Origin of the sequence: Aquirufa novilacunae (assembly GCF_045310505.1) — a bacterium.
GTDB lineage: Bacteria > Bacteroidota > Bacteroidia > Cytophagales > Spirosomataceae > Aquirufa > Aquirufa novilacunae.
Genome location: NZ_JBEWZG010000003.1, coordinates 89,995 through 110,171, shown reverse-complemented (window position 1 = coordinate 110,171; position 20,177 = coordinate 89,995). Strand labels below are relative to the sequence as shown.

Genomic DNA, 20,177 nt, shown 5'->3' with positions numbered 1-20,177 from the left:
GCAGAATGCTTTTCTAATCGAATTTTATAAATCTTAATAGAACTTGTAACGCTTGTCTACAATGTTCGCATTTTCTTTAATTGCTTCGTTGATGTAGAATGAAGAACGTTGTGTGTTCATCATTTGGATCTGGTTCTTGTATGGAGAGTAATCCGCTAAAGCTGGAGCAGGAGCACCGCTTAATTTCTCAGCGATAAACACACCGTTATCTCCTACGAATACTTTCGAACGCTTTCCGTTTTTCAAACCAGCGATACGACCTAAAGCAACCGCATCTGGACCTGCTGTATTCAACATACCGCTAGCCAACGTGATATCTTGCACCGTCTCTACTAAAGCACCCGCACCGTAAGCCTGAGCGATTTGCTCTAATGAACCTTTCTTGTTCTCTAATTTCTTAGCGATCATTTCGCCTTTCAATTGATTGCGAACTAAAGCCGTTAACTCTAAACGGAAGTCTTCTACTTTCACATTATCCTTATCTGACTTTCCAGTCACATAAGCCACGATGTATTGCGAATCTTGCTCGAATACTTTCTTAGAACCATCACCTACAGCGGTGTTGTCATCGAATGCCCAACGTACGATCTCACGAGCGTTTGTTAAGTTATTCACAGATGCCGCGTTTTCAGTTAAACGATCTGCACGCATCATGATTAAGTTACGGTCTTTTTTCAAGGCTACTTCGAACGAAGCTAAGTTGCCATTTGCATTGGCAAACGCATCAGCCGTCGTGAACACTTTGTCCATCGTTGCTTGAGAAGGAGCGATGTTCTTGTTGATCGCTGCTAACTTATAGCTCGTGTTTGTCTTAGCTTCAGTCACTTTCACTACGTGGAAACCAAATTCAGTTTCAACTACACCTGGCATTAAACCAGCGCCATTATAACCGAATAAGGCTTTTTCGAATGACTTAGCCATTCCACCGTTGTTTTTGAAATAACCTAAGTCACCACCTTGTTGTGCAGTGCCGTCCATTCCATTCATTTGGGCCAAAGTCTCGAAGCTCGCGCCTCCTTTAATTTGTGCCAAAATTCCTTCCGCACGAGTTCTCGCTTGCGCCTTCGCCGAATCCGACTTGTTCGCTGGTGCGATTAAGATGTGGCTAGCACGCATGGTGAATAAGGTATCTTTCTTCACGCCGCCGTATTTGTAGATCGAATACGTCAAGCCGTTTTTGAAAGGTCCGTAGATACCACCTACTTGGAAAGTAGCTAATTGTGGTTTCACTGACTCAGGAATCTCAGAATAAGAAACTAAGTACGGAGTACGTACATCTGAGTTTAACATCGCAAAAGCTGAATCATTTTGCGCTACCGCTAAATCCTTCGCTAATTTCTTGATCGAGTTATAGAACTCAACTGTATCTTGTTTCGTAGGGATTACTGGGAAAGTTACGTATTGAATCGAACGTGTGTTTGTTCCTTTGAACTCATCCTTGTGCTTCGCTAAATACTCTTCTAATTGAGAATCTTGCACCTTAATGCTTGAATCTGCGATAGAGAAGAATGGAACAAATAAGAATTTCGAATTGAACTTCGCTGTTTGAGCTTGGTAATCCTTCGCTGCTTCCGCTTGCGTCACGTAGTTAGACATACGCAGTAAGTTCTCGTATTTTGCACGGATACGATCTTGAGAAATAGATTTCTCAAAACGGTCCCAAGCTTGTTGTTGCTCTACTGGCAATGTCTTCAAGTTCTTTAAGAACTGAACGACGAACATCTTGTCGAATTGACCCGTTTGTGGGTTAGTGAATTGCTGACGAACAGATGGGTGGATGTTGTTTCCTTGCACCATGTCGATTAATTCTTCGTCAGAAACCTTGAGACCTAACGCATCGAATTCTTTTTTATAGGCGATGTCTAAGATTAATTGGTTCCAAACTTGGTCACGAATCATGCTCGCTTCTTGCTCAGATGGACCTTTGCCCGTTTGAGCCGTATAATTTTGAGTTGCCTCTTCTACTTTCTTTTGGAAGTCTTGGATCAGGATGCTTTCTCCAGCAATCTCACCCACTTCTTGCGAGTTAGACCCGAACAAGGATGATTTACCTTGGAAAATATCACTTCCCACCAGGAACAATACTAAACTGATAGCAATCGCCGCCGCCGCTACTCCTGACTTCTCTCTAATTTTTGTAATTAATGCCATTATAAGGATAAATAATTGTTTTTACTCTTTGATTTTGCTCTTGTGTTTTGAACAAAGAAACGCAAAATAATCACATTTCTAGTTCAAAAGCAAGGGTTAGTTGGCTAAAACCGTTTTTAAACTTTGTAAAAATTGATCCGCAATTTTTTGATCGATCGCTAAGCTCGGCAAAAGGCGCAACGTATGCTTGCCAGAATAACCGCAGAAGATGTGTTCTTTAAATAACAAAGCATCTCTCACAGTCCCCACAGGCTGTTCTACCTCAATTCCGATCATCAATCCACGACCTCTCACTTCCGTGATTCCGTTAATGCCTTTCAATTCTTTTTGAATATAGTCACCCATTTTCGACGCGTTCTCTATCAACTTTTCTTCTTGAATCACATCCAGCACCACATTCGCTGCCGTACACGCCAGGTGATTTCCCCCAAAAGTCGTCCCCAGCAAGCCATAACTCGCCTGAATATGCGGCGCAATAAGCACGCCACCGATTGGGAAACCATTCCCCATACCTTTGGCAGTCGTCATCATATCCGGATGAATCCCCGCAAATTGATGCGAGAAGAAATGCCCAGAACGGCCATAACCACACTGAACCGAATCCAAAATCAACTGAGCTCCCGTCTCATCACAACGCTTTCTCAACGCCTTTAAGAACGCATCGCTCGCCACCTGAATTCCACCCACACCCTGAATGCCTTCCACAATCACCGCCGCCGTCTCTTCCGTAATCCCCGCTTCCAAGCCCTCCAAGCCATTAAATGGTAAGAAAGTCACATGCGACGTATCATTCATAGGCGCCACAATGCTCGGATTATCCGTCACCGCAACCGCCCCAGCCGTTCTCCCATGGAATGCCTTCGAGAAAGCCACCACCTTCTTACGACCCGTATGAAACGAGGCCAATTTCAGCGCGTTCTCATTCGATTCCGCTCCTGAATTTGTCAAAAACAAGGTATAATCTTCGTATCCAGATACTTTTCCTAGCTTCTCCGCCAACTCTTGCTGACCCGAGATGATAATCGAATTCGAGTAGAAGCCAATGTGATGAAGCTGCTCCGTCATTCGCTTCACATAGGTAGGATGCGAGTGTCCGATGGAAATCACCGCGTGACCACCATATAAATCCAGGTATTCCTGTCCATTTTTGTCCCAAACGGTACTACCCTTGGCTTTTACAAGCTCAATGTCGTAGAGGGGGTAAACGTTGAATAAGTTCATATTTCTGTTTGAAAGAATAAAGCATAAAGCATAAAGAATAAAGATGGTATCCGCTGCGCGGATGAATTCATGAAGAATTTTTTCTGAAACCTAAAAAATAGAGCCATAGGCTCATTTTTTATCATACTTTATTCTTTGTGCTTTGCGGAAGATTTAGGTTTAAAGCTAAAATCCTATGGATTTAAGTTTTAAACCTAAATCTTCCTGCCAGCCCAGCATCAAATTCATATTCTGAACCGCTTGGCCGGAAGCACCTTTAATTAAATTGTCGATCACAGAGCTGATGAGGATTTGGCCCTCATGAACCTGTAAATGAAGAAAACACTTGTTTGTATTCACCACTTGTTTCACGTCCACCGCCTCTGGGCTAAGGAAAACGAAGGGCGAATTCGCGTAGAAATCTTCGTATAATTTTTCGGCCTGCTCCTGCGTCCCGCTGTAGGGCGTGTACACATTCGCCATGATCCCACGCGAGAAATTGCCGCGGTAAGGGATGAAATGGATGGCCTTTTTTGTACCTAAAGTCTGTTTAATCTCTGCCAAATGCTGGTGTGTAAACGTCTTGTACACACTTACATTGTTATTTCTCCAAGAGAAATGGCTCGTTGGGGACAGCGATTGGCCAGCGCCCGTCGAACCAGTGATGGCTGAAACGTGCACGTCTTCGGTGATTAAACCTGCTTTTGCGAGGGGCAAAAGGGCTAATTCGATCGAAGTGGCGAAGCAGCCTGGGTTCGCGATTTTGGTCGCGGATTTGATTTTTTCTTTTTGGAATTCCGCTAAACCATAGACGAAGCCCTCGGATTCATCGCGGAAGTCCGTACTTAAATCGATGATTTTCGTGTGCCAAGGAATATCGTTTGCGGCTAAGAATTTCTTCGATTCGCCGTGTCCTGAGCAAAGGAAAAGGACGTCAACGGGTGTTAGGTCTTTAACAAAACGTAAATGTGTAGATCCCAATAAATCGGTATGCACGTCTGAAATCAACTTTCCAGCCTGTGAATTCGATAAAATGCAGGTCAAATGCACGTCCGGGTGATTCACTAAGATTCTTAGTAATTCGCCTCCTGTATAGCCTGCGGCTCCTACGATTCCGATCTTTGCCATGTTATTGTTCGTTCACTTTCCGGTGGATCATCGTTTGGTTCGAAGCGATTTTCGAGAATCCTCTCACATCGTCTCCTGTCCATGCTTTATTCATTTCACCATACGCCCCAAAAACCGACGACATCAAATCGTATTTCGATTCAATTCCCGTCACCATGAACTGGTAAGGAGATAGCGTTACGTGAACCGTACCCGTCACATTTCCTTGCGTATCCGCTAAGAATGTTTCGAAATTACGCATCACAGGCTCTAAGAATTGGCCTTCATGCAATAAGGTGCCGTACATATCACCGATGTTTTGTTTCCAATACAATTGGTGCTTCGTCAACACGTGTTTTTCTAATAAATGGTGTGCTTTGATGATGATCAAGGGCGCAGGTGCCTCGAAGCCCACACGTCCTTTAATCCCGATAATCGTATCACCCACGTGGATGTCACGACCGATCGCAAAAGCACCCGCTCTTTCTGTTAATTCGCGAATCGCAGCTACAGTCGATGGGAATTTCTTTCCGTCGATGCCCACCAGCTGACCTGCTTCGAATTGCAAGCTGATTTTCTCTGGAGTCGTCTTCGTTAATTGCGTAGGCCAAGCCTCTTCTGGTAAATAACCGTCAGAAGTTAAAGTCTCTTTTCCTCCTACGGATGTTCCCCAAAGACCTTTATTGATCGAATAAGTCGACTTGTGCCATTCCTGCACCACACCTTTCGACTTTAAGAATTCGATTTCTGCTTCTCTTGATAATTGTAAGTCACGGATAGGTGTGATCACCTCGCACTCAGGTGCTAGGATTCTGAACACCACGTCGAAACGAACTTGGTCGTTTCCAGCGCCTGTACTTCCGTGCGCGATCGCTTTCGCTCCTAATTTGGCAGCATACTTAGCGACTGCCGTAGCTTGAAAAACGCGCTCAGCAGACACAGATAGGGGATAGGTATTGTTTTTTAAGACGTTTCCGTATACTAAATACTTCAAACAATCCTGGTAGTATTCCTCCACCACGTCCAATGTCACGTGCGAAGTCACCCCTAACGAATAGGCTTTCTCCTCAATGGTTTTCAATTCCGCTGGAGAAAATCCGCCGGTATCAACTAAGGCCGAGTGCACTTCCATGCCGCGCTCTTCCGTTAAATATTTCACACAAAAGGAGGTGTCTAAACCACCACTAAACGCTAGAATTACTTTAGGCTTGCTCATATTTGTTCTATTTTACCTTCTTTTTGAAAGGCATTAATAATTTTTCTTTAAACTTCTTTAGACGGGTAAAATCCGTGATATTCTTCAATAATAACCACTTTTCGTCTTTTTCCTCCGGTGTTTTCTTATCTGGATTCTCCGGATCATAAATCATTCCGGTACACAAACAGATCTTGCGTTCTGTTCTTGTCAAAATGTCAAAATTCACACAAGACTCACAGCCCTTCCAGAAATTATCGTCTACCGGTAATTCTGCAAAAGTCGTAGGCTCGTAGCCTAAGTCAGAATTGATCTTCATGACCGCTAATGAGGTCGTGATACCGATGATTTTCGCGTCTGGAAAACGTTCGCGGGATAACTTAAATGCACGTTCTTTCACGGCTTTAGCTACTCCGTATTTTCGGTAACTAGGTTTTACAATTAATCCGGAGTTTGCGACAAACTTTCCGTGTTCCCAGGTTTCCACATAACAAAATCCGACAAAAGAGCCGTCAGCGTCATCTGTTGCGATGATTGCTTTGCCTTCTGACATTTTTTCTTGTAGGTATTCGGGGGTACGCTTGGCAATTCCGGTTCCGCGAGCTTTGGCTGATTCAGCCATCTCGTGGCAGATGGATTCGGCTAGGGCGAAATGTTGCTCGCTAGCCACTTGAACGGTATATTTATGCATGAATGGACGAAAATTGAAGAATGAATTAAATTAAAACACAGCCTCAGCGTATTATACGCGGAAGATGAATCGTCGCTTTCGTCGGAGCGGAGATGTAGAGTAATAATTTGAATTAGTAAACGTCATTCTTTAGTTTTGCCAAAGGTTCTGTCACGTGTTTCCACGTTTAAACGTCGAATTTCGGCAAATCCTAGTTTAAATCCCAATAATCAACAAATTATTTGATGGAAGAGTCGACACCGCTCACCGCTGAAACCCTGGTCTATGCCTATGCATCGGGTGTGTTTCCGATGGCGGAGGAGACGGGAGAGATTTTTTGGTACAGCCCGGATCCGCGGGCGATCATTCCGATTCAGAGTTATAAGCCTGCCAAATCCCTCAAGCCCATCATCAACCAAAAGCGCTTCGAAATCCGCGTAGACACGTGTTTCGAACAGGTCATGCGAAATTGTGCTTTGCCTCGTCCCACGGAGCCCGAAACCTGGATTTCAGAAGAAATAGTTCAAGCCTACACGGAATTGCACAAAATGGGTTTAGCCCATTCCGTCGAAGCCTGGCAGGACGACAAGCTGGTGGGAGGCCTCTATGGCGTTTCCTTAGGAGCCGCCTTTTTCGGCGAATCCATGTTCTCCTTTGTCTCCAATTCCTCGAAAGTCGCCTTTCATTATTTGATACAAATCCTGCGCGAGCAGAAGTACGAGCTCCTCGATTCCCAGTTCATGAACGATAACGTTCAGCGCTACGGAGCCATCAATATTCCACGAACTGCCTACATAAAAAGACTCGCTAAAGCCTTAAAAAGCACCTGCCACTTTCAGAAACCCATTATTTAAACTAAATTGCGGCATGTCTAAGCCCATTCTAGTCATTAAATTCGGTTCGTCATCCATCACCCACAAGAACGGGGAGGTGAACGAGCAGACCTTGGAAAAGATTGCAGCACAAGTTTCTAGCCTCACAAAAGACTACCACATCGTCCTCGTTTCCTCCGGAGCCGTGGCCGCTGGAAAAGCCTTTTTATCGAATTACAAAGGCTCCCTGTCTGAGCGCAAAGCCGCCGCAGCCATCGGAAACCCCATTCTTATCGCGAAATACAACCACTATTTCTCAAAATACGGCATCTCCATCGCTCAATCGCTTTGCGAACGCCACCATTTCTCGAACCGCGAATCCTTCCTTCAATTGAAGGAAACCTATACCGAACTTTGGAAAAGCAACGTCATTCCCATCGCAAATGAAAATGACGTCGTTTCAAACACCGAACTTAAATTCTCCGACAACGACGAACTCGCGACCTTAATCGCGACCGGCTTTGGCGCAGAAAAACTCTTAATATCAACCTCCGTAGGTGGCCTCTTGGACGGGAATGGCGAAATCATTCGCTACGTTCCCAAAATCGACGCCTCCACCTTATCCGTCGTTTCCTCTGACACCTCATCCACCGGTTTAGGCGGAATGATCTCGAAACTCACCTTCACCCGCCTAGCCATGCGCTTAGGTATCAAGGTCGTGATTTTCGGGTTAGATCAAGCCGGAGGAATCGTCGATGCATTACATGAAAAAATAGGCACGGTCTTCGAAGCAGGCAAAGCCAGCCTCACAGCCCGCCAAAAATGGCTCGCCGCCGGCAGCCTCATCACCAGTAAAGTTGTCCTAGACAAAGGCGCCGTGAGAGCCATCAATTCCCGCAAGTCTCTTTTATCTGTCGGCATCACCGAAATCCTCGGCGACTTCATGAAAGGCGAAGTGATTGAACTATTAGATGCCACTAAAACTCCATTCGCCATTGCCAGGGCTAGATGCTCGAAGGCGGAGTTGGAGGAGGCCGGTAAAGGGGTTGAAGTTGCCAACGCCGATGACATCGTATTAATATAGTCACGACTTCGTCGTTTAGTCGTCCTTCGGACTTAGTCGCGACGTTGTCACTTAGTCGTCCTTCGGACTAGTAGAATAAAATTTTTGACTTATTGACTAAGTTGCGAAGCAACGACTATATCGCGTAGCGATGACTAAGTCACGTAGTGACGACTAAGCCGCAGGCGACTAAGGCGCTTTGCGCCGACTAAGTTGCGAAGCAACGACTAAATCGCGCAGCGATGACTCAGTCACACAGTGACGACTAAGCGATTACCACCGCTCTTCCACTCTCCACATCCTGTTCCACCGTCTTGTACTTCACATCTTCTTTGATGCTTCCGTCCGCGTATTGAACAGTGACACGTTGGTTACGGTCTGCGATCTTGATCGCTTGGCGAGGTGCCGCGCGTTCTACCGATGGGGTAGATGGATCGTGGTATTCTTCTTGAGCGCCCGCTAGGCCACCTAATAGAGAAGAAATCGCATCGTCTTTGCTCATCTGCAATTTAGGTGCTTTCTCTTTCGGAGCTTTGGCTGCGGATTGGTTCGTTTGTTGTACCGCAGGGATTTCAGCCTTGATCACAAAGCTGATGGTATCCATGTTTACGCGGGAAACGAAACGTTGGAATAGATTGACTGATTCGAATTTGTAGATCAATAAAGGATCTTTTTGTTCGAATACGGCGTTTTGAACGGATTGTTTCAAGTCGTCCATCTCGCGTAAATGCTCTTTCCACTCTTGGTCGATGAGCGATAAGGTGATGAATTTCTCCATCTCTTTTACCACCTCTTTACCTTGAGTTGAAATCGTTTTGTCTGCGTCCACGACGATACCTGTGGTCATTTGGCCATTGCTAATCGGCACCTGGATGCCTGAATAGCCTTGTTGTTTCGCTTCTTGAGCTACCTGAATAACTTGAGAGGCGATGACCTCGTTTTTCGACTTATAATGTTGCTCAGCCGCTAGGAATAATTGTTCCGTTCTTTGGTCTGCATTCAATTTATTAAACGCTGACGCATTGAATGGTGGCTCCATTCCTAATAATTCGATTGTCTTCAATTCGAAATCATCGTAGCTCGTGTAGCCAGTCGCGATGTCGCGGCACACGTCGAACAAGATGTTGATGATGTCTAACGATAAACGCTCGCCTAAAAGGGCGTTTTGACGACGCTTATAGATAGCGTTACGTTGGTAGTTCATCACGTCATCATATTCTAATAGACGTTTACGAATGCCAAAGTTATTCTCCTCCACCTTCTTCTGTGCTCTCTCAATCGACGAGGTAATCATCGAGTGTTGGATCACTTCGCCTTCTTCCATTCCCAGACGATCCATCACCTTCGCGATACGATCTGATCCGAATAAACGCATCAAGTTATCCTCTAGGGATACGAAGAATTGAGATGAACCCACGTCACCTTGACGTCCCGCACGACCACGTAATTGGCGATCGACGCGACGCGACTCGTGGCGTTCGGTACCAATGATCGCTAGACCACCTGCCGCCTTCGACTCTGGGCTTAGTTTAATATCGGTTCCACGACCCGCCATATTCGTGGCGATCGTTACCTTGCCTGACTGACCCGCTTCTGCGACGATTTCCGCCTCGCGCGCGTGTTGTTTGGCATTTAATACATTGTGTTGAATCTTGCGAATCGTTAATAAACGACTCAATAACTCTGAGTTCTCTACCGAAGTCGTACCCACTAAGACTGGACGTCCGCTGGCTACTAATTCTTGAATTTCCTCCGCTACAGCATTGTACTTCTCGCGAACGGTGCGGTACACTTTGTCCTCGTGGTCTTTACGTTGAATCACGCGATTCGTCGGAATCGAAACCACATCTAATTTATAGATTGTCCAAAACTCACCCGCTTCCGTCTCCGCCGTTCCTGTCATACCCCCTAATTTGTGGTACATACGGAAATAGTTTTGAAGGGTAACCGTGGCATAGGTTTGGGAAGCATCTTCTACATTCACTCCCTCTTTCGCCTCAATCGCCTGGTGCAATCCGTCTGAATACCGACGTCCTTCCATCACACGCCCCGTTTGCTCATCGACGATCTTCACCTTGCCATCTACTAAGATATATTCCGTATCCTTTTCGAATAGGGTATAGGCCTTTAATAACTGGCTCACCGTGTGAATACGAGATGCCTTTTCGTTATACTCTTGAATCAATTGCTCTTTCGCCGCTAGACGATCAGCATCCGATAAATCGGCTGTTTTCTCGATGCGGTTTAAGTCAATCGAAAGATCAGGTAAAACGAAGAAGTCTGGATTTTCGGTGTTGCCACTCATGAATTCCAAACCTTTCTCGGTCATCTCCACCTGGTTGTTCTTCTCTTCGATCGTGAATAAAAGCGGCGCCACCGCCTCAGGCATCATCTTTTGGTTGTCCGCCAAATAGATGCTCTCCGTCTCATTCATCAATTGCTTCATGCCGTTTTCAGACAAGAATTTGATCAATGGCTTCGACTTAGGTAAACCTTTGTAAGCGCGATACAGGGCTAAACCACCCTCTTTTTTATCCCCAGCGGCGATCAATTTCTTCGCTTCTACTAGGAAGTTTTGAACGATCTGCTTCTGTGCTTCGACTAATTTGTGAATGCGAGGTTGGAAGGTTTCGAACTCTTGCTCATCGCCTTTTGGAATCGGTCCAGAGATAATTAAAGGCGTTCTCGCGTCATCAATTAACACCGAATCGACCTCATCGACCATCGCGAAATGATGCGGTCTTTGGACTTGATCCTCTAGACTACGCGCCATATTATCGCGCAAGTAATCAAAGCCAAACTCATTATTTGTTCCGTAGGTAATATCTGCCCAATAAGCCGCGCGACGCTCTTCTGTATTAGGCTCGTGTTTATCAATACAATCTACTTTCAATCCGTGGAATTCGAATAACGGCGCATTCCACTCGGAGTCACGTTTCGCTAAGTAATCATTCACCGTTACTAAGTGAACTCCGCGTCCTGCTAAGGCATTTAAATAGGTAGGAAGGGTAGAAACGAGTGTTTTTCCTTCACCCGTACCCATTTCTGAAATCTTTCCTTGGTGTAATACGATACCCCCGATCAGCTGCACATCATAGTGCACCATGTCCCAGGTAATCTCGTTTCCAGCAGCTAACCATTGATTTTTCCAAACCGCTTTGTCCCCCTCAATCACCACATTCTTTTTCTTAGAAGCGATGAATTTATCCTCTACCGTCGCCGAAACGACTAATTGCTTATTCTCTGTAAAACGACGCGCAGTTTCTTTTACCACCGCGAATGCTTCTGGTAAAATCTCCATCAATACCACTTCTAAACGGCTATTGCGCTCGAGTTGTAAGGCATCGATTTGTTGGAAGAAACGGTCTTTTGCATCTACATCTTCTGTTTCTTCAGCAGACGTGTGTAAGGCCGTGATTTGATTATCTATATCTGCTAAAAAAGCGCCAATGCGAGACTTGAATTCGGCTGTTTTACCACGCAATTCGTCATCTGATAAGCTGGCTAACTTAGCGTACTCACTCTTTATATTCTCAACGATAGGCATCAACGCTTTAATGTCGCGCTCTGATTTCGTGCCAAAAATTTTCGTTACCGATTTACTGATGAATGAAATCATTATAATATTCTGTGCTTGTTAGGCGTTTGGAAAAATGAAAAGGCAATTTACCAATTTGAATTTTTATCCTAACTATAATCGATAAATTAATCCGAAAAAATGTTAGAATCCACTCAAAATTACTTGATTTGTAAATTAATCTACTCAACAAAATGTCAGAGCTTCCAGTTCCACCGCGCAGAGCACCCCGCAAAAAATTGAAAATGCCTTTATTTGGCGGCGGCAGTGGTTCTTCAGCACATAAGGATGATGTGTTTGGGAAGAATTTCGGTTCTATTTTGATTGCGATGACGGGGATTGCTTTTGCAGCCCAAATTTTCTTGCCTAACCTTTGGGCACAAAAAGTATATAACGATGCCGATGAGATTAAGGAGATGAGTTGGAAGGGAAGCATTCGAAAAAAATACACAGACGCTAAATCAAAGAGCAATATTCATTATTACCTCTTAATTAAAGGAGAGAAAGGTGGGAAACAATTAGTGGATCTAGTTGATGCTGATCCCGTATTTTTCGACCAAGTAGCCGTGCCACAACGCGTGGAGAAAGCCGCGAATTCTCTGAATGTTCGGGTGCAGCGTTTTTCAAAACCTGATACGACCTTAACCATTAAATTCTTAGAATAAGATGCCAGCTTGGAATACGAAAAATATCGCTCATTTATTATCTAGAACGCTTTTTGGCTATTCGAAGCAAAACTTGCAGGCCGCTCAAGGCTATTCCTCTTTTGCTGATTTGATCGATTTAGCGATTTTGCAAGACGCACCCCAGCCCTCAGCGCCTAATGCTTGGGTGAATACGGTGCCTGCTGCTTCCCAAACGACTTCCGGAGAAACGGGAACTTGGTACCGGGAATTCAATTATTGGTGGTTTAATTTAATGCACAAAGAGGGGCTAGCGATGCGCGAGAAAATGGTGCTCTTTTTACATAACCATTTTGCGAACGAGCGAGATAAAGTAGTTTATCCCCAAAACATGTACGCCCAGAATGCCCTGTTTCGCAAATATGCGCTAGGCAATTTCAAGCAGCTGGTGAAGGATATTTCCAAAGATCCGGCCATGCTCATCTACTTAGATGGGAACAATTCGCGCGGCTCAGTTCCAAACGAAAACTATGCCCGCGAGCTTTTGGAATTATTCACGATGGGTATCGGTAACTACACGGAAACCGATGTGAAGCAAGCGGCCAAAGTGCTCTCTGGGTGGCAGGTGAGTGGATTGAAAGCCACTTTTGTTCCTGCACGCTGGTATACAGAAGCCTCTGTTACGGTATTAGGCAAAACGGCGAAATTCGACATGGATACCCTAGTGGATCATATTTTCACTCAAAAAGCCACCGCCGAATTCATTTGCCGTAAACTCTACAAGGAATTTGTCTATTACAAGCCCAACGAGGCTTTTATCTCCGAAATGGCAACGGTATTCCGTGCTAACAACTTCGAGATGAAGCCGCTTTTGAAGTTTTTATTCTCTTCAGAGGAGTTTTACACAGCGGCCTATATAGGAGCGAAGATCAAAAACCCTACCGAGCTTATGGGAGGTGCCTCTAAACTCTTAGAATTAGCCGCGCCGGATTACATCAATATGTATGAGTTGTCCAAAGTGCTTCAAATGCAATTATTCCAGCCACCCGATGTGGCCGGCTGGCCGGGTCAACGCGAATGGATTTCCTCAACGACCTATTCTTATCGAGGTGGTTTCACGGATTCCTTGATCACAGGGAAACGCTATAATGGGGTAAATGTCACCGGAAAGCTTTCCGCTGTGGCCTATGCCCAGACTTTTCAGAACTCCGAAAATGCGGTTGAATTTGTGGACGATGTGTTAGCCTTGTTCTTACAATTCCCCGTTACTCCTAAAAAGAAAGCGTTCTTGTTAGAAACGCTCTTAGGTGGAACAATCGTAAAAAACTGGTCTACTTACACGCCCGGAGCAAACGTGAGTTTGCAGCAATTTTTCAAAGCCGTCATGCGTTTACCTGAATTCCAACTCTGCTAATCATGAAAAAGGAACTATCTAGATCAGAATTTTTAAGGAGGATGGCGCTACTTTCAGGGGGTGTCGGATTAGGTATTTCGGGTATCCCGGGTCAGGCCTATGCCCAATTGCCAGCCGGGCTTGCCGCTTCCGTGCCTGCAGGAAATGCTTTGGTGATCATTCAATTAGTGGGAGGAAACGATGGTTTAAATACCGTCATTCCGGCCGAAAATGATATTTACATCGCTAAGCGACCAGACATCGCCATTAAAAAAGTCGATGCGCTAGCCTTGAAAAATGGGATGTATTTACATCCTTCGATGGCAGGCATTAAGTCTTTGTATGATCAAGGAAATGTGTCTATCATCCAAAACGTCGGCTACGCAAACCCGAACCGTTCCCACTTCCGTGCCACCGATATTTGGAATACGGGGTCGGATGCGAATGTAGTTTGGGAGGAAGGCTGGGCGGCTCGTTTTTTGGCAGAAAAATACCCTGCCTACCCCATAGCGATGCCTTCGCATCCAATGGCCATCCAATTAGGTTCCGTCGAATCCTTGTTATTTCAATCTGACCTAGGTCGTTTCGGCACCGTTTTCGAAGATCCTAACCTCTTCTATCAACTCGTTTCAGGCACCTTAATAGACGACGAAATTCCGCCGGCTACCCTAGCAGGAGATGAATTAGCCTTTTTGAAGCAAATTTCGAGCACTTCCTTACAGTATTCGACGGTCATCCGTGATAAGGCCTTATTGGGTAAAAATGCGCTCAGCTATCCAGCCACTAACCTGGCTAAACAACTGGGAATCGTTGCGAAATTGATCACAGGTGGCTTAGAAACGCCTGTTTACTTGTGTACGATAGGAGGATTCGACACGCATGCGAATCAATTAAATCAACACGCGAACTTGTGGAAACAGATTTCAGATGCGGTAGCGGCCTTCCAAAAAGACCTGAAAACCCAAAATAAAGCGAAAAATGTGACCGTGATGACCTTCTCGGAATTCGGTCGCCGTGTGAACCAAAACGGCACCACCGGCACCGACCACGGAACGGCTGCTCCTATGTTTGTGATCGGAGATACCGTGAGAGGAGGCTTAGTGGGAGAGAACCCGAACTTGACGAATCTAGATTCGAATGGAGATATTAAGGCAGTTTTTGATTACCGCCAGGTTTATTCCACTGTCTTGATGGATCATTTAGGTTTGACGGCTGGTAGCACTTCGGCGATTTTTAATAAATCTTTCGAGCGTCTGCCTATCTTCTTGAACTCGCCATTGCTGGCTGAAAAAGGCGTGCGTATGGTATTGATGGATCCAGCTCCTAATCCTGCCTCCGGAAATGTGCGCATTCAGTTTGCGGCCTTTGAGGCGATGCGGGTGGAATTAGCACTTTACAACTTAGTGGGAGAGAAGGTAAGCCAACTATTTGCCGGCGAAGTGCAGAGCGAAACCTATACTTACGCGTATAATGTCAGCGCATTTGCATCGGGTACCTACTTGTTAAGTTTGTCCTCTTCTACGGGTGAAAGAATAACGAAGCGATTAATCCTTTTAAATTAGATTCAGATGCTTATCTTTGTAGATTGATGAAAAAGAACTTCTATTTTGTTTGTTTATTCACGTTGATCAGCCTCTCTGCGAGTGCACAACGTTGGTCCTATGGAGCAGGCTTAGGAGGCTCGCTCTACCACGGAACATTTGCTAACTGGCATGTGCTTCCGAACGACAAAGAGTTTGCGATGACACGCCCGGCCTTGAATCTTCAAGTACGCTATCAGAATAACCCCACTTTTGCTTACCGCATCCAAACTGTTTTCACAGATCTTCGTGGAGGCACAGGAAACCGGGTTTCTCCGGTGACGGTTGCACTTCCCGTAACGAATTTTGCGACGTCCATCTTCGGCATTGATGCCTTAGTGGAATATAATTTTTTGAACTACCAAAACTCAGTCAGACGCGTAAATAACTGGACTCCTTACTTTTACCTAGGGGCTTCTACGGTTTTTGCCAAAGTTTCAGGCACCCAAGATGCCGTCGCTTTTAAGACCAATACGAAGATGAATTATGCGCTTCCTTTTGGGATTGGGTTTAAATACCAATTGAGCCCAAGCTGGGGAATTCAATGGGATTTAGGTGCCCGAAAAACATTTACAGACGCTTTAGATAGACCGTTAATGGAGGGAGAAGCCGCGTTTAATTTATCAAAAGGAGATCAATATCTGAATTCTTCCTTAACCGTAACCTACACGATTCAATCCGTTTTTTGTCCTACCTATTAACAAGTTTTAATTGGATAGGGCGGCCGTTTTAACTACATTTGCCACCTTATTGTTTTGAAAATCCTGAATTAAATTGAAAGAGTCGATTGATCTACATCATGTTCCTGTACACATTGCCGTTATTATGGACGGGAACGGTCGTTGGGCAAAGCAGCAAGGGATGATGGACCGGGTTTTTGGTCATCGTTCAGCTTTGAAAGCAGTGAGAGAAACGATCGAAGGTTGCGGGGAACTAGGAGTGAAATTTTTAACTTTGTATGCCTTTTCAACTGAGAATTGGAACCGTCCGAAAGCGGAGGTAACGGCCTTAATGAGTCTTTTAGTGAGTGCGATTAAGGATGAATTGCCGGGGATGATCGAGAAAGATATTCGATTAAAAGCCATCGGCGACCTAAGCAAATTGCCCGCCTCTTCCAGAGCTGAATTAGAAAAAGCGATGGCGAAGACGGCAGATAACAAAGGTTTGACGCTAAATTTAGCCCTTTCCTACTCAGGTAAGTGGGATTTAGTGCAGGCCACTCAGCAAATTGCTGAGAAAGTAAAGAATGGAGAATTAAACGCTGAATCTATTGATTCAGATACGATACAATCACATTTGTCGACGGCAGAAATGCCCGATCCAGATTTGATGATTCGAACCGGTGGAGATCACCGAATTAGTAACTTTATGCTGTGGCAATTAGCCTATGCAGAATTGTATATTTTTGAAGATTTGTTTTGGCCAGATTTTAGAAAAGAACATCTAAATGAAGCGATTATAGACTTTCAAATGCGTGAAAGACGTTTTGGAAAGATAAGTGAACAATTAAATTAAGGGCTGAGGCCCCCGTATGAAAAAAGCAATTGCCATCCGATTAATCAATAGCCGTAGCCTGTTTTTGGGACTACTTATTTTTACGTTAGGAATTCAACAAGTCTCTGCCCAAATCCTGGGTAGCCGTTCTCGTAGCTCTGCCTTACCAGAGACGAGTTTTTCGTATGCAGATCCTAAAGAATACACGATTGCAGATATTCAAGTAACCGGTTCTCAATTTTACGATGGGACTTCTATGATCAATATCTCTGGCCTTCAGGTGGGTGATGTGATCAAAGTACCTGGTGATGCGATTGCCTCAGCGATTCGTAAAATTATGAATCAGGGTATCTTGGATGAAGTATTAATCTATGCGACGAAGGCGGAGGAAGGAAAGATTTGGTTAACCATCGAATTAAAAGAGCGTCCTCGTTTATTCTCCATCCAATACACAGGCATCAGAAAAGGAGAGCAAGAGGCTTTAAACGAAAAGATGAAGACCTATAAAGGCAAGATCATCACGGAAACGCTTCGTAAAAACTTAGAATTAACGATTCGCAAATACTACCAAGAAAAAGGTCGTTTGAACGCGAAGACTAAGTCAACCATTAAAACAGATTCTATCCGAGGAAACAATGCCATTTTACAAGTGGTAGTGGACAAAGGGGAGAAAGTGAAAGTGAATAAGATCATCTTGAACGGGGTCGATGAGAAGTACCGTTCGTTGGTTTTACGCAAGATTAAGAATACGAAGCAGATGCGTTTTGGACGCATTTTCAAGCCATCTAAATTCGTTCCTAAAAAGTGGGATGAGGACAAAGAGAAGTTGCTAGCAGCTATGAATAAATTAGGCTACCGTGACTTCCAATTAAAGTCAGATTCGATCGGAAACTTTAATAAAGAGTCGATTAACCTGGTTTTAAACATTGTTCAAGGGGCGAAATATTACTACCGAAACATTCGTTTCGAAGGGAATTACATCTATCCTGATTCCGTTTTAAGGGATGTCTTAGGTGTGAAGAAGGGTGATGTGTACAATACCGAAGAATTAGACAAGAAGATGAACTCGAATCCAGGAGAGGATTTAAGTTCAGTGTACATGGATAATGGCTACTTGTACTACCGCGCAGAGCCTGTTGAAACGGCTATCGAAGGCGATTCCATCGATTTAACGATTCGTATTTCGGAAGGTAAGCAAGCGACAATCAATAAAGTAACATTAAACGGTAATACGAAGACGTCTGATCACGTGGTGATGCGGGAGATTCGTACCTTACCAGGCCAAAAATTCAATAAATCAGCCATCATTCGTACGGTGCGTGAACTTTCCACAATTGGTTATTTCAACCCAGAAAAAATTAGTCCTAACCCAGTACCGCGTCCTGATGGAACGGTAGATATCGAATACAATGTGGAGGAAAAACCTTCTGACCAGATTGAGCTCTCTGGAGGTTGGGGTGGTTATATCGGTTTCGTAGGAACCCTAGGTATTGTCTTTAATAACTTCTCAGCGAAGAATATATTTAACACGAAGTCTTACCATCCACTGCCTGCAGGTGATGGCCAAAAACTTGCTGTCAGATTCCAAGCCAATGGGGCTTCCTTCCAGAACTATAGCCTGACGTTCACCGAGCCTTGGTTAGGTGGTAAAAAGCCGAATTCCTTATCAATTTCATTAAATAGCAGTATTTCTTATCCTTACAAGTTCCGTCAATCGGGTTACAATAGCTATGGTGCAGGTGGACTTGGTGGAAGTTATGGTGGCTATGGTGGCTATGGCGGCTATGGCGGCTACGGCAGCGGCTACGGAGGTTATGGTGGTCTTGGTGGATATAACTCTTTCTCTGTTCCTGACTCTTTAGTAGATGCACACTTTAATGTAACAAGTTTATCGATCAGTTTAGGTAAAAGATTGAAGTGGCCAGATGATTATTTCTCTTTGAGTCATTCACTTTCTTTCTCTCGTTTCGATGTAGACCGTTATTATACGTGGGCTTATCCTCAGGGAATTTCGACGTCGGTTACTTTTATGACGAACTTATCTCGTAATAGTATTGATAACCCGACCTTCCCTCGTTCAGGATCTAGCTTCTCTATATCAGGTAGTTTAACGCCTCCATTTAGCCTTTTAGGGTTGAATAAAGATAATCTCTTAATCGAATACCATAAGTGGATGATGGATGCTAGCTGGTTCAGTCCACTAGTGGGTAAGTTTATCTTACACACCAGAGCTCACTTAGGATTCTTAGGGTCTTATGGTGGCAAAGAAACGACACGTTTTGAGCGTTTTGACTTAGGTGGTTCAGGTATGGTGCAAGGATTCTCCTTTAACCGCGATATCGTAGGTCTAAGAGGTTACAAAGATCGTGTGATCGGACCATCAGGTTCTTATGGTAATGGTGGGGTTGCTTATAACAAGTTTGTGATGGAAGTTCGTTATCCAGTTTCCTTGAATCCATCGGCAACGATCTTCTTGTTAGGATTCGCAGAAGGCGGAAATAACTTCTCGTCATTGTCAGAATATAGTCCGTTTAATTTATATAAATCAGCTGGTTTTGGGGCGCGTATCTTTATGCCTGCCTTCGGTATGATCGGTATCGATTATGGTATGGGCTTTGATAAACCACGCCCGGGAGATTCTGATTTTGGTCGTCAGGCCTTTACGTTCTCTATCGGTCAGCAATTGAGATAATGATGCGCTTCATATTCGCATTTCTTGGAGTTCTGTTGTTTGCCCAGGTGGCCTGTGCACAGAAGTTCGGTTATGTGGATACGGAGTTTATTACCTCTAAGATGCCGGAGTATGCGAAAGTGCAGAAGCAAATTGAGCAAAACACGGCTACGTGGTTAGCGGAGGTAGAGAAGAAGAAAGGGGAGCTGGAGAAGTTAGAAAAAGAGTACAAACTAGAAGAGCTCTTATTAACGGAAGATTTAAAGCAGCAACGCTTAGCGGCGATTCAAGCGAAGAATAAGGAGGCCAAAGCCTTTGAAAATCAGGTTTTCGGGACAGAAGGCGAGTTATTCAAATTAAAACAGGCAGCCTATAAATCCATCCTAGATCAAATCTCGAAGGCCATTGAAAAAGTGGTGAGAGCGAAACGACTGGACTTTATCTTTGACAAGGCAAATGACGGCTTAGTTTTATTATACACTAATCCGGTACACGACTATTCTGACTATGTTTTAGAAGAGCTAGGTTTAGAATTAGATCCGAATTTGGTAGAAAAAACAAAGAAAGAAGCGGCGCAAGAGCCGAAAAGTCCTAAAAAGAATTAATTTTACCCTAAATAATACAGAGAACACAAACAAATT

The 20,177-nt window shown here is 44.4% G+C and carries 15 protein-coding genes; 9 read left to right on the top strand and 6 right to left on the bottom strand.

Annotation, left to right across the window (positions count from 1 at the left end):
- Nucleotides 1-33: 33 nt before the first annotated feature.
- The 5 genes from V7S74_RS08645 to V7S74_RS08625 all read right to left on the bottom strand — a co-directional run bounded on the left by V7S74_RS08645 (nucleotide 34) and on the right by V7S74_RS08625 (nucleotide 6,344).
- Nucleotides 34-2,151 carry a peptidylprolyl isomerase gene (locus V7S74_RS08645; protein ID WP_406778356.1) on the bottom strand — a complete coding sequence of 706 codons (2,118 nt, stop codon included), beginning with the start codon at nucleotides 2,149-2,151 and terminating at the stop codon, nucleotides 34-36.
- A 96-nt stretch (nucleotides 2,152-2,247) separates the two neighbouring features.
- Nucleotides 2,248-3,372 carry an aspartate aminotransferase family protein gene (locus V7S74_RS08640; RefSeq protein ID WP_406778355.1) on the bottom strand — a complete coding sequence of 375 codons (1,125 nt, stop codon included), beginning with the start codon at nucleotides 3,370-3,372 and terminating at the stop codon, nucleotides 2,248-2,250.
- 165 nt (nucleotides 3,373-3,537) lie between these two features.
- A complete protein-coding gene (gene argC / locus V7S74_RS08635) occupies nucleotides 3,538-4,479 on the bottom strand; it encodes an N-acetyl-gamma-glutamyl-phosphate reductase (RefSeq protein WP_406778354.1) in 942 nt (313 codons plus the stop codon).
- A gap of 1 nt (nucleotide 4,480) precedes the next feature.
- A complete protein-coding gene (gene argG / locus V7S74_RS08630) occupies nucleotides 4,481-5,674 on the bottom strand; it encodes an argininosuccinate synthase (protein WP_406778353.1) in 1,194 nt (397 codons plus the stop codon).
- Between the two features lie 7 nt (nucleotides 5,675-5,681).
- Nucleotides 5,682-6,344 carry a GNAT family N-acetyltransferase gene (locus V7S74_RS08625; RefSeq protein ID WP_406778352.1) on the bottom strand — a complete coding sequence of 221 codons (663 nt, stop codon included), beginning with the start codon at nucleotides 6,342-6,344 and terminating at the stop codon, nucleotides 5,682-5,684.
- Between the two features lie 224 nt (nucleotides 6,345-6,568).
- Here V7S74_RS08625 and aat point away from each other — a divergent pair, with 224 nt between their 5' ends.
- Together aat and proB are read left to right on the top strand one after the other, a co-directional pair.
- Entirely contained in the window at nucleotides 6,569-7,177 is a 609-nt protein-coding gene (gene aat / locus V7S74_RS08620; protein WP_406778351.1) for a leucyl/phenylalanyl-tRNA--protein transferase, read from the top strand.
- Nucleotides 7,178-7,190: 13 nt separating this feature from the next.
- Nucleotides 7,191-8,219, top strand: a complete 1,029-nt coding sequence (proB, locus tag V7S74_RS08615) for a glutamate 5-kinase (RefSeq protein ID WP_406778350.1) — start codon at nucleotides 7,191-7,193, stop codon at nucleotides 8,217-8,219.
- Nucleotides 8,220-8,463: 244 nt separating this feature from the next.
- Here the strand turns inward: proB and secA are convergent, their stop codons facing one another.
- Nucleotides 8,464-11,817, bottom strand: a complete 3,354-nt coding sequence (secA, locus tag V7S74_RS08610) for a preprotein translocase subunit SecA (protein WP_406778349.1) — start codon at nucleotides 11,815-11,817, stop codon at nucleotides 8,464-8,466.
- A 152-nt stretch (nucleotides 11,818-11,969) separates the two neighbouring features.
- On the opposite strand from secA, the gene V7S74_RS08605 reads away from it, so the two are divergent.
- From V7S74_RS08605 to V7S74_RS08575, 7 genes are all read left to right on the top strand, one after another.
- A complete protein-coding gene (locus V7S74_RS08605) occupies nucleotides 11,970-12,440 on the top strand; it encodes a hypothetical protein (RefSeq protein ID WP_406778348.1) in 471 nt (156 codons plus the stop codon).
- 1 nt (nucleotide 12,441) lies between these two features.
- Complete coding sequence (locus tag V7S74_RS08600) at nucleotides 12,442-13,812, top strand: DUF1800 domain-containing protein (RefSeq protein WP_406778347.1); 1,371 nt, start codon at nucleotides 12,442-12,444, stop codon at nucleotides 13,810-13,812.
- 2 nt (nucleotides 13,813-13,814) lie between these two features.
- Nucleotides 13,815-15,353 carry a DUF1501 domain-containing protein gene (locus V7S74_RS08595; RefSeq protein WP_406778346.1) on the top strand — a complete coding sequence of 513 codons (1,539 nt, stop codon included), beginning with the start codon at nucleotides 13,815-13,817 and terminating at the stop codon, nucleotides 15,351-15,353.
- Nucleotides 15,354-15,379: 26 nt separating this feature from the next.
- The gene (locus V7S74_RS08590) at nucleotides 15,380-16,072 is read left to right on the top strand and encodes a DUF6089 family protein (RefSeq protein ID WP_406778345.1); all 693 of its coding nucleotides are present in this window, start codon (nucleotides 15,380-15,382) and stop codon (nucleotides 16,070-16,072) included.
- 73 nt (nucleotides 16,073-16,145) lie between these two features.
- Nucleotides 16,146-16,886, top strand: a complete 741-nt coding sequence (locus V7S74_RS08585) for an isoprenyl transferase (RefSeq protein WP_406778344.1) — start codon at nucleotides 16,146-16,148, stop codon at nucleotides 16,884-16,886.
- Nucleotides 16,887-16,902: 16 nt separating this feature from the next.
- Nucleotides 16,903-19,557 (top strand): outer membrane protein assembly factor BamA, encoded by a 2,655-nt coding sequence (gene bamA / locus V7S74_RS08580; RefSeq protein WP_406778343.1) that lies wholly within the window; start codon nucleotides 16,903-16,905, stop codon nucleotides 19,555-19,557.
- The gene (locus V7S74_RS08575) at nucleotides 19,557-20,141 is read left to right on the top strand and encodes an OmpH/Skp family outer membrane protein (protein ID WP_406778342.1); all 585 of its coding nucleotides are present in this window, start codon (nucleotides 19,557-19,559) and stop codon (nucleotides 20,139-20,141) included. Before bamA ends, V7S74_RS08575 begins: the two co-directional genes overlap by 1 nt.
- Nucleotides 20,142-20,177: the final 36 nt, after the last annotated feature.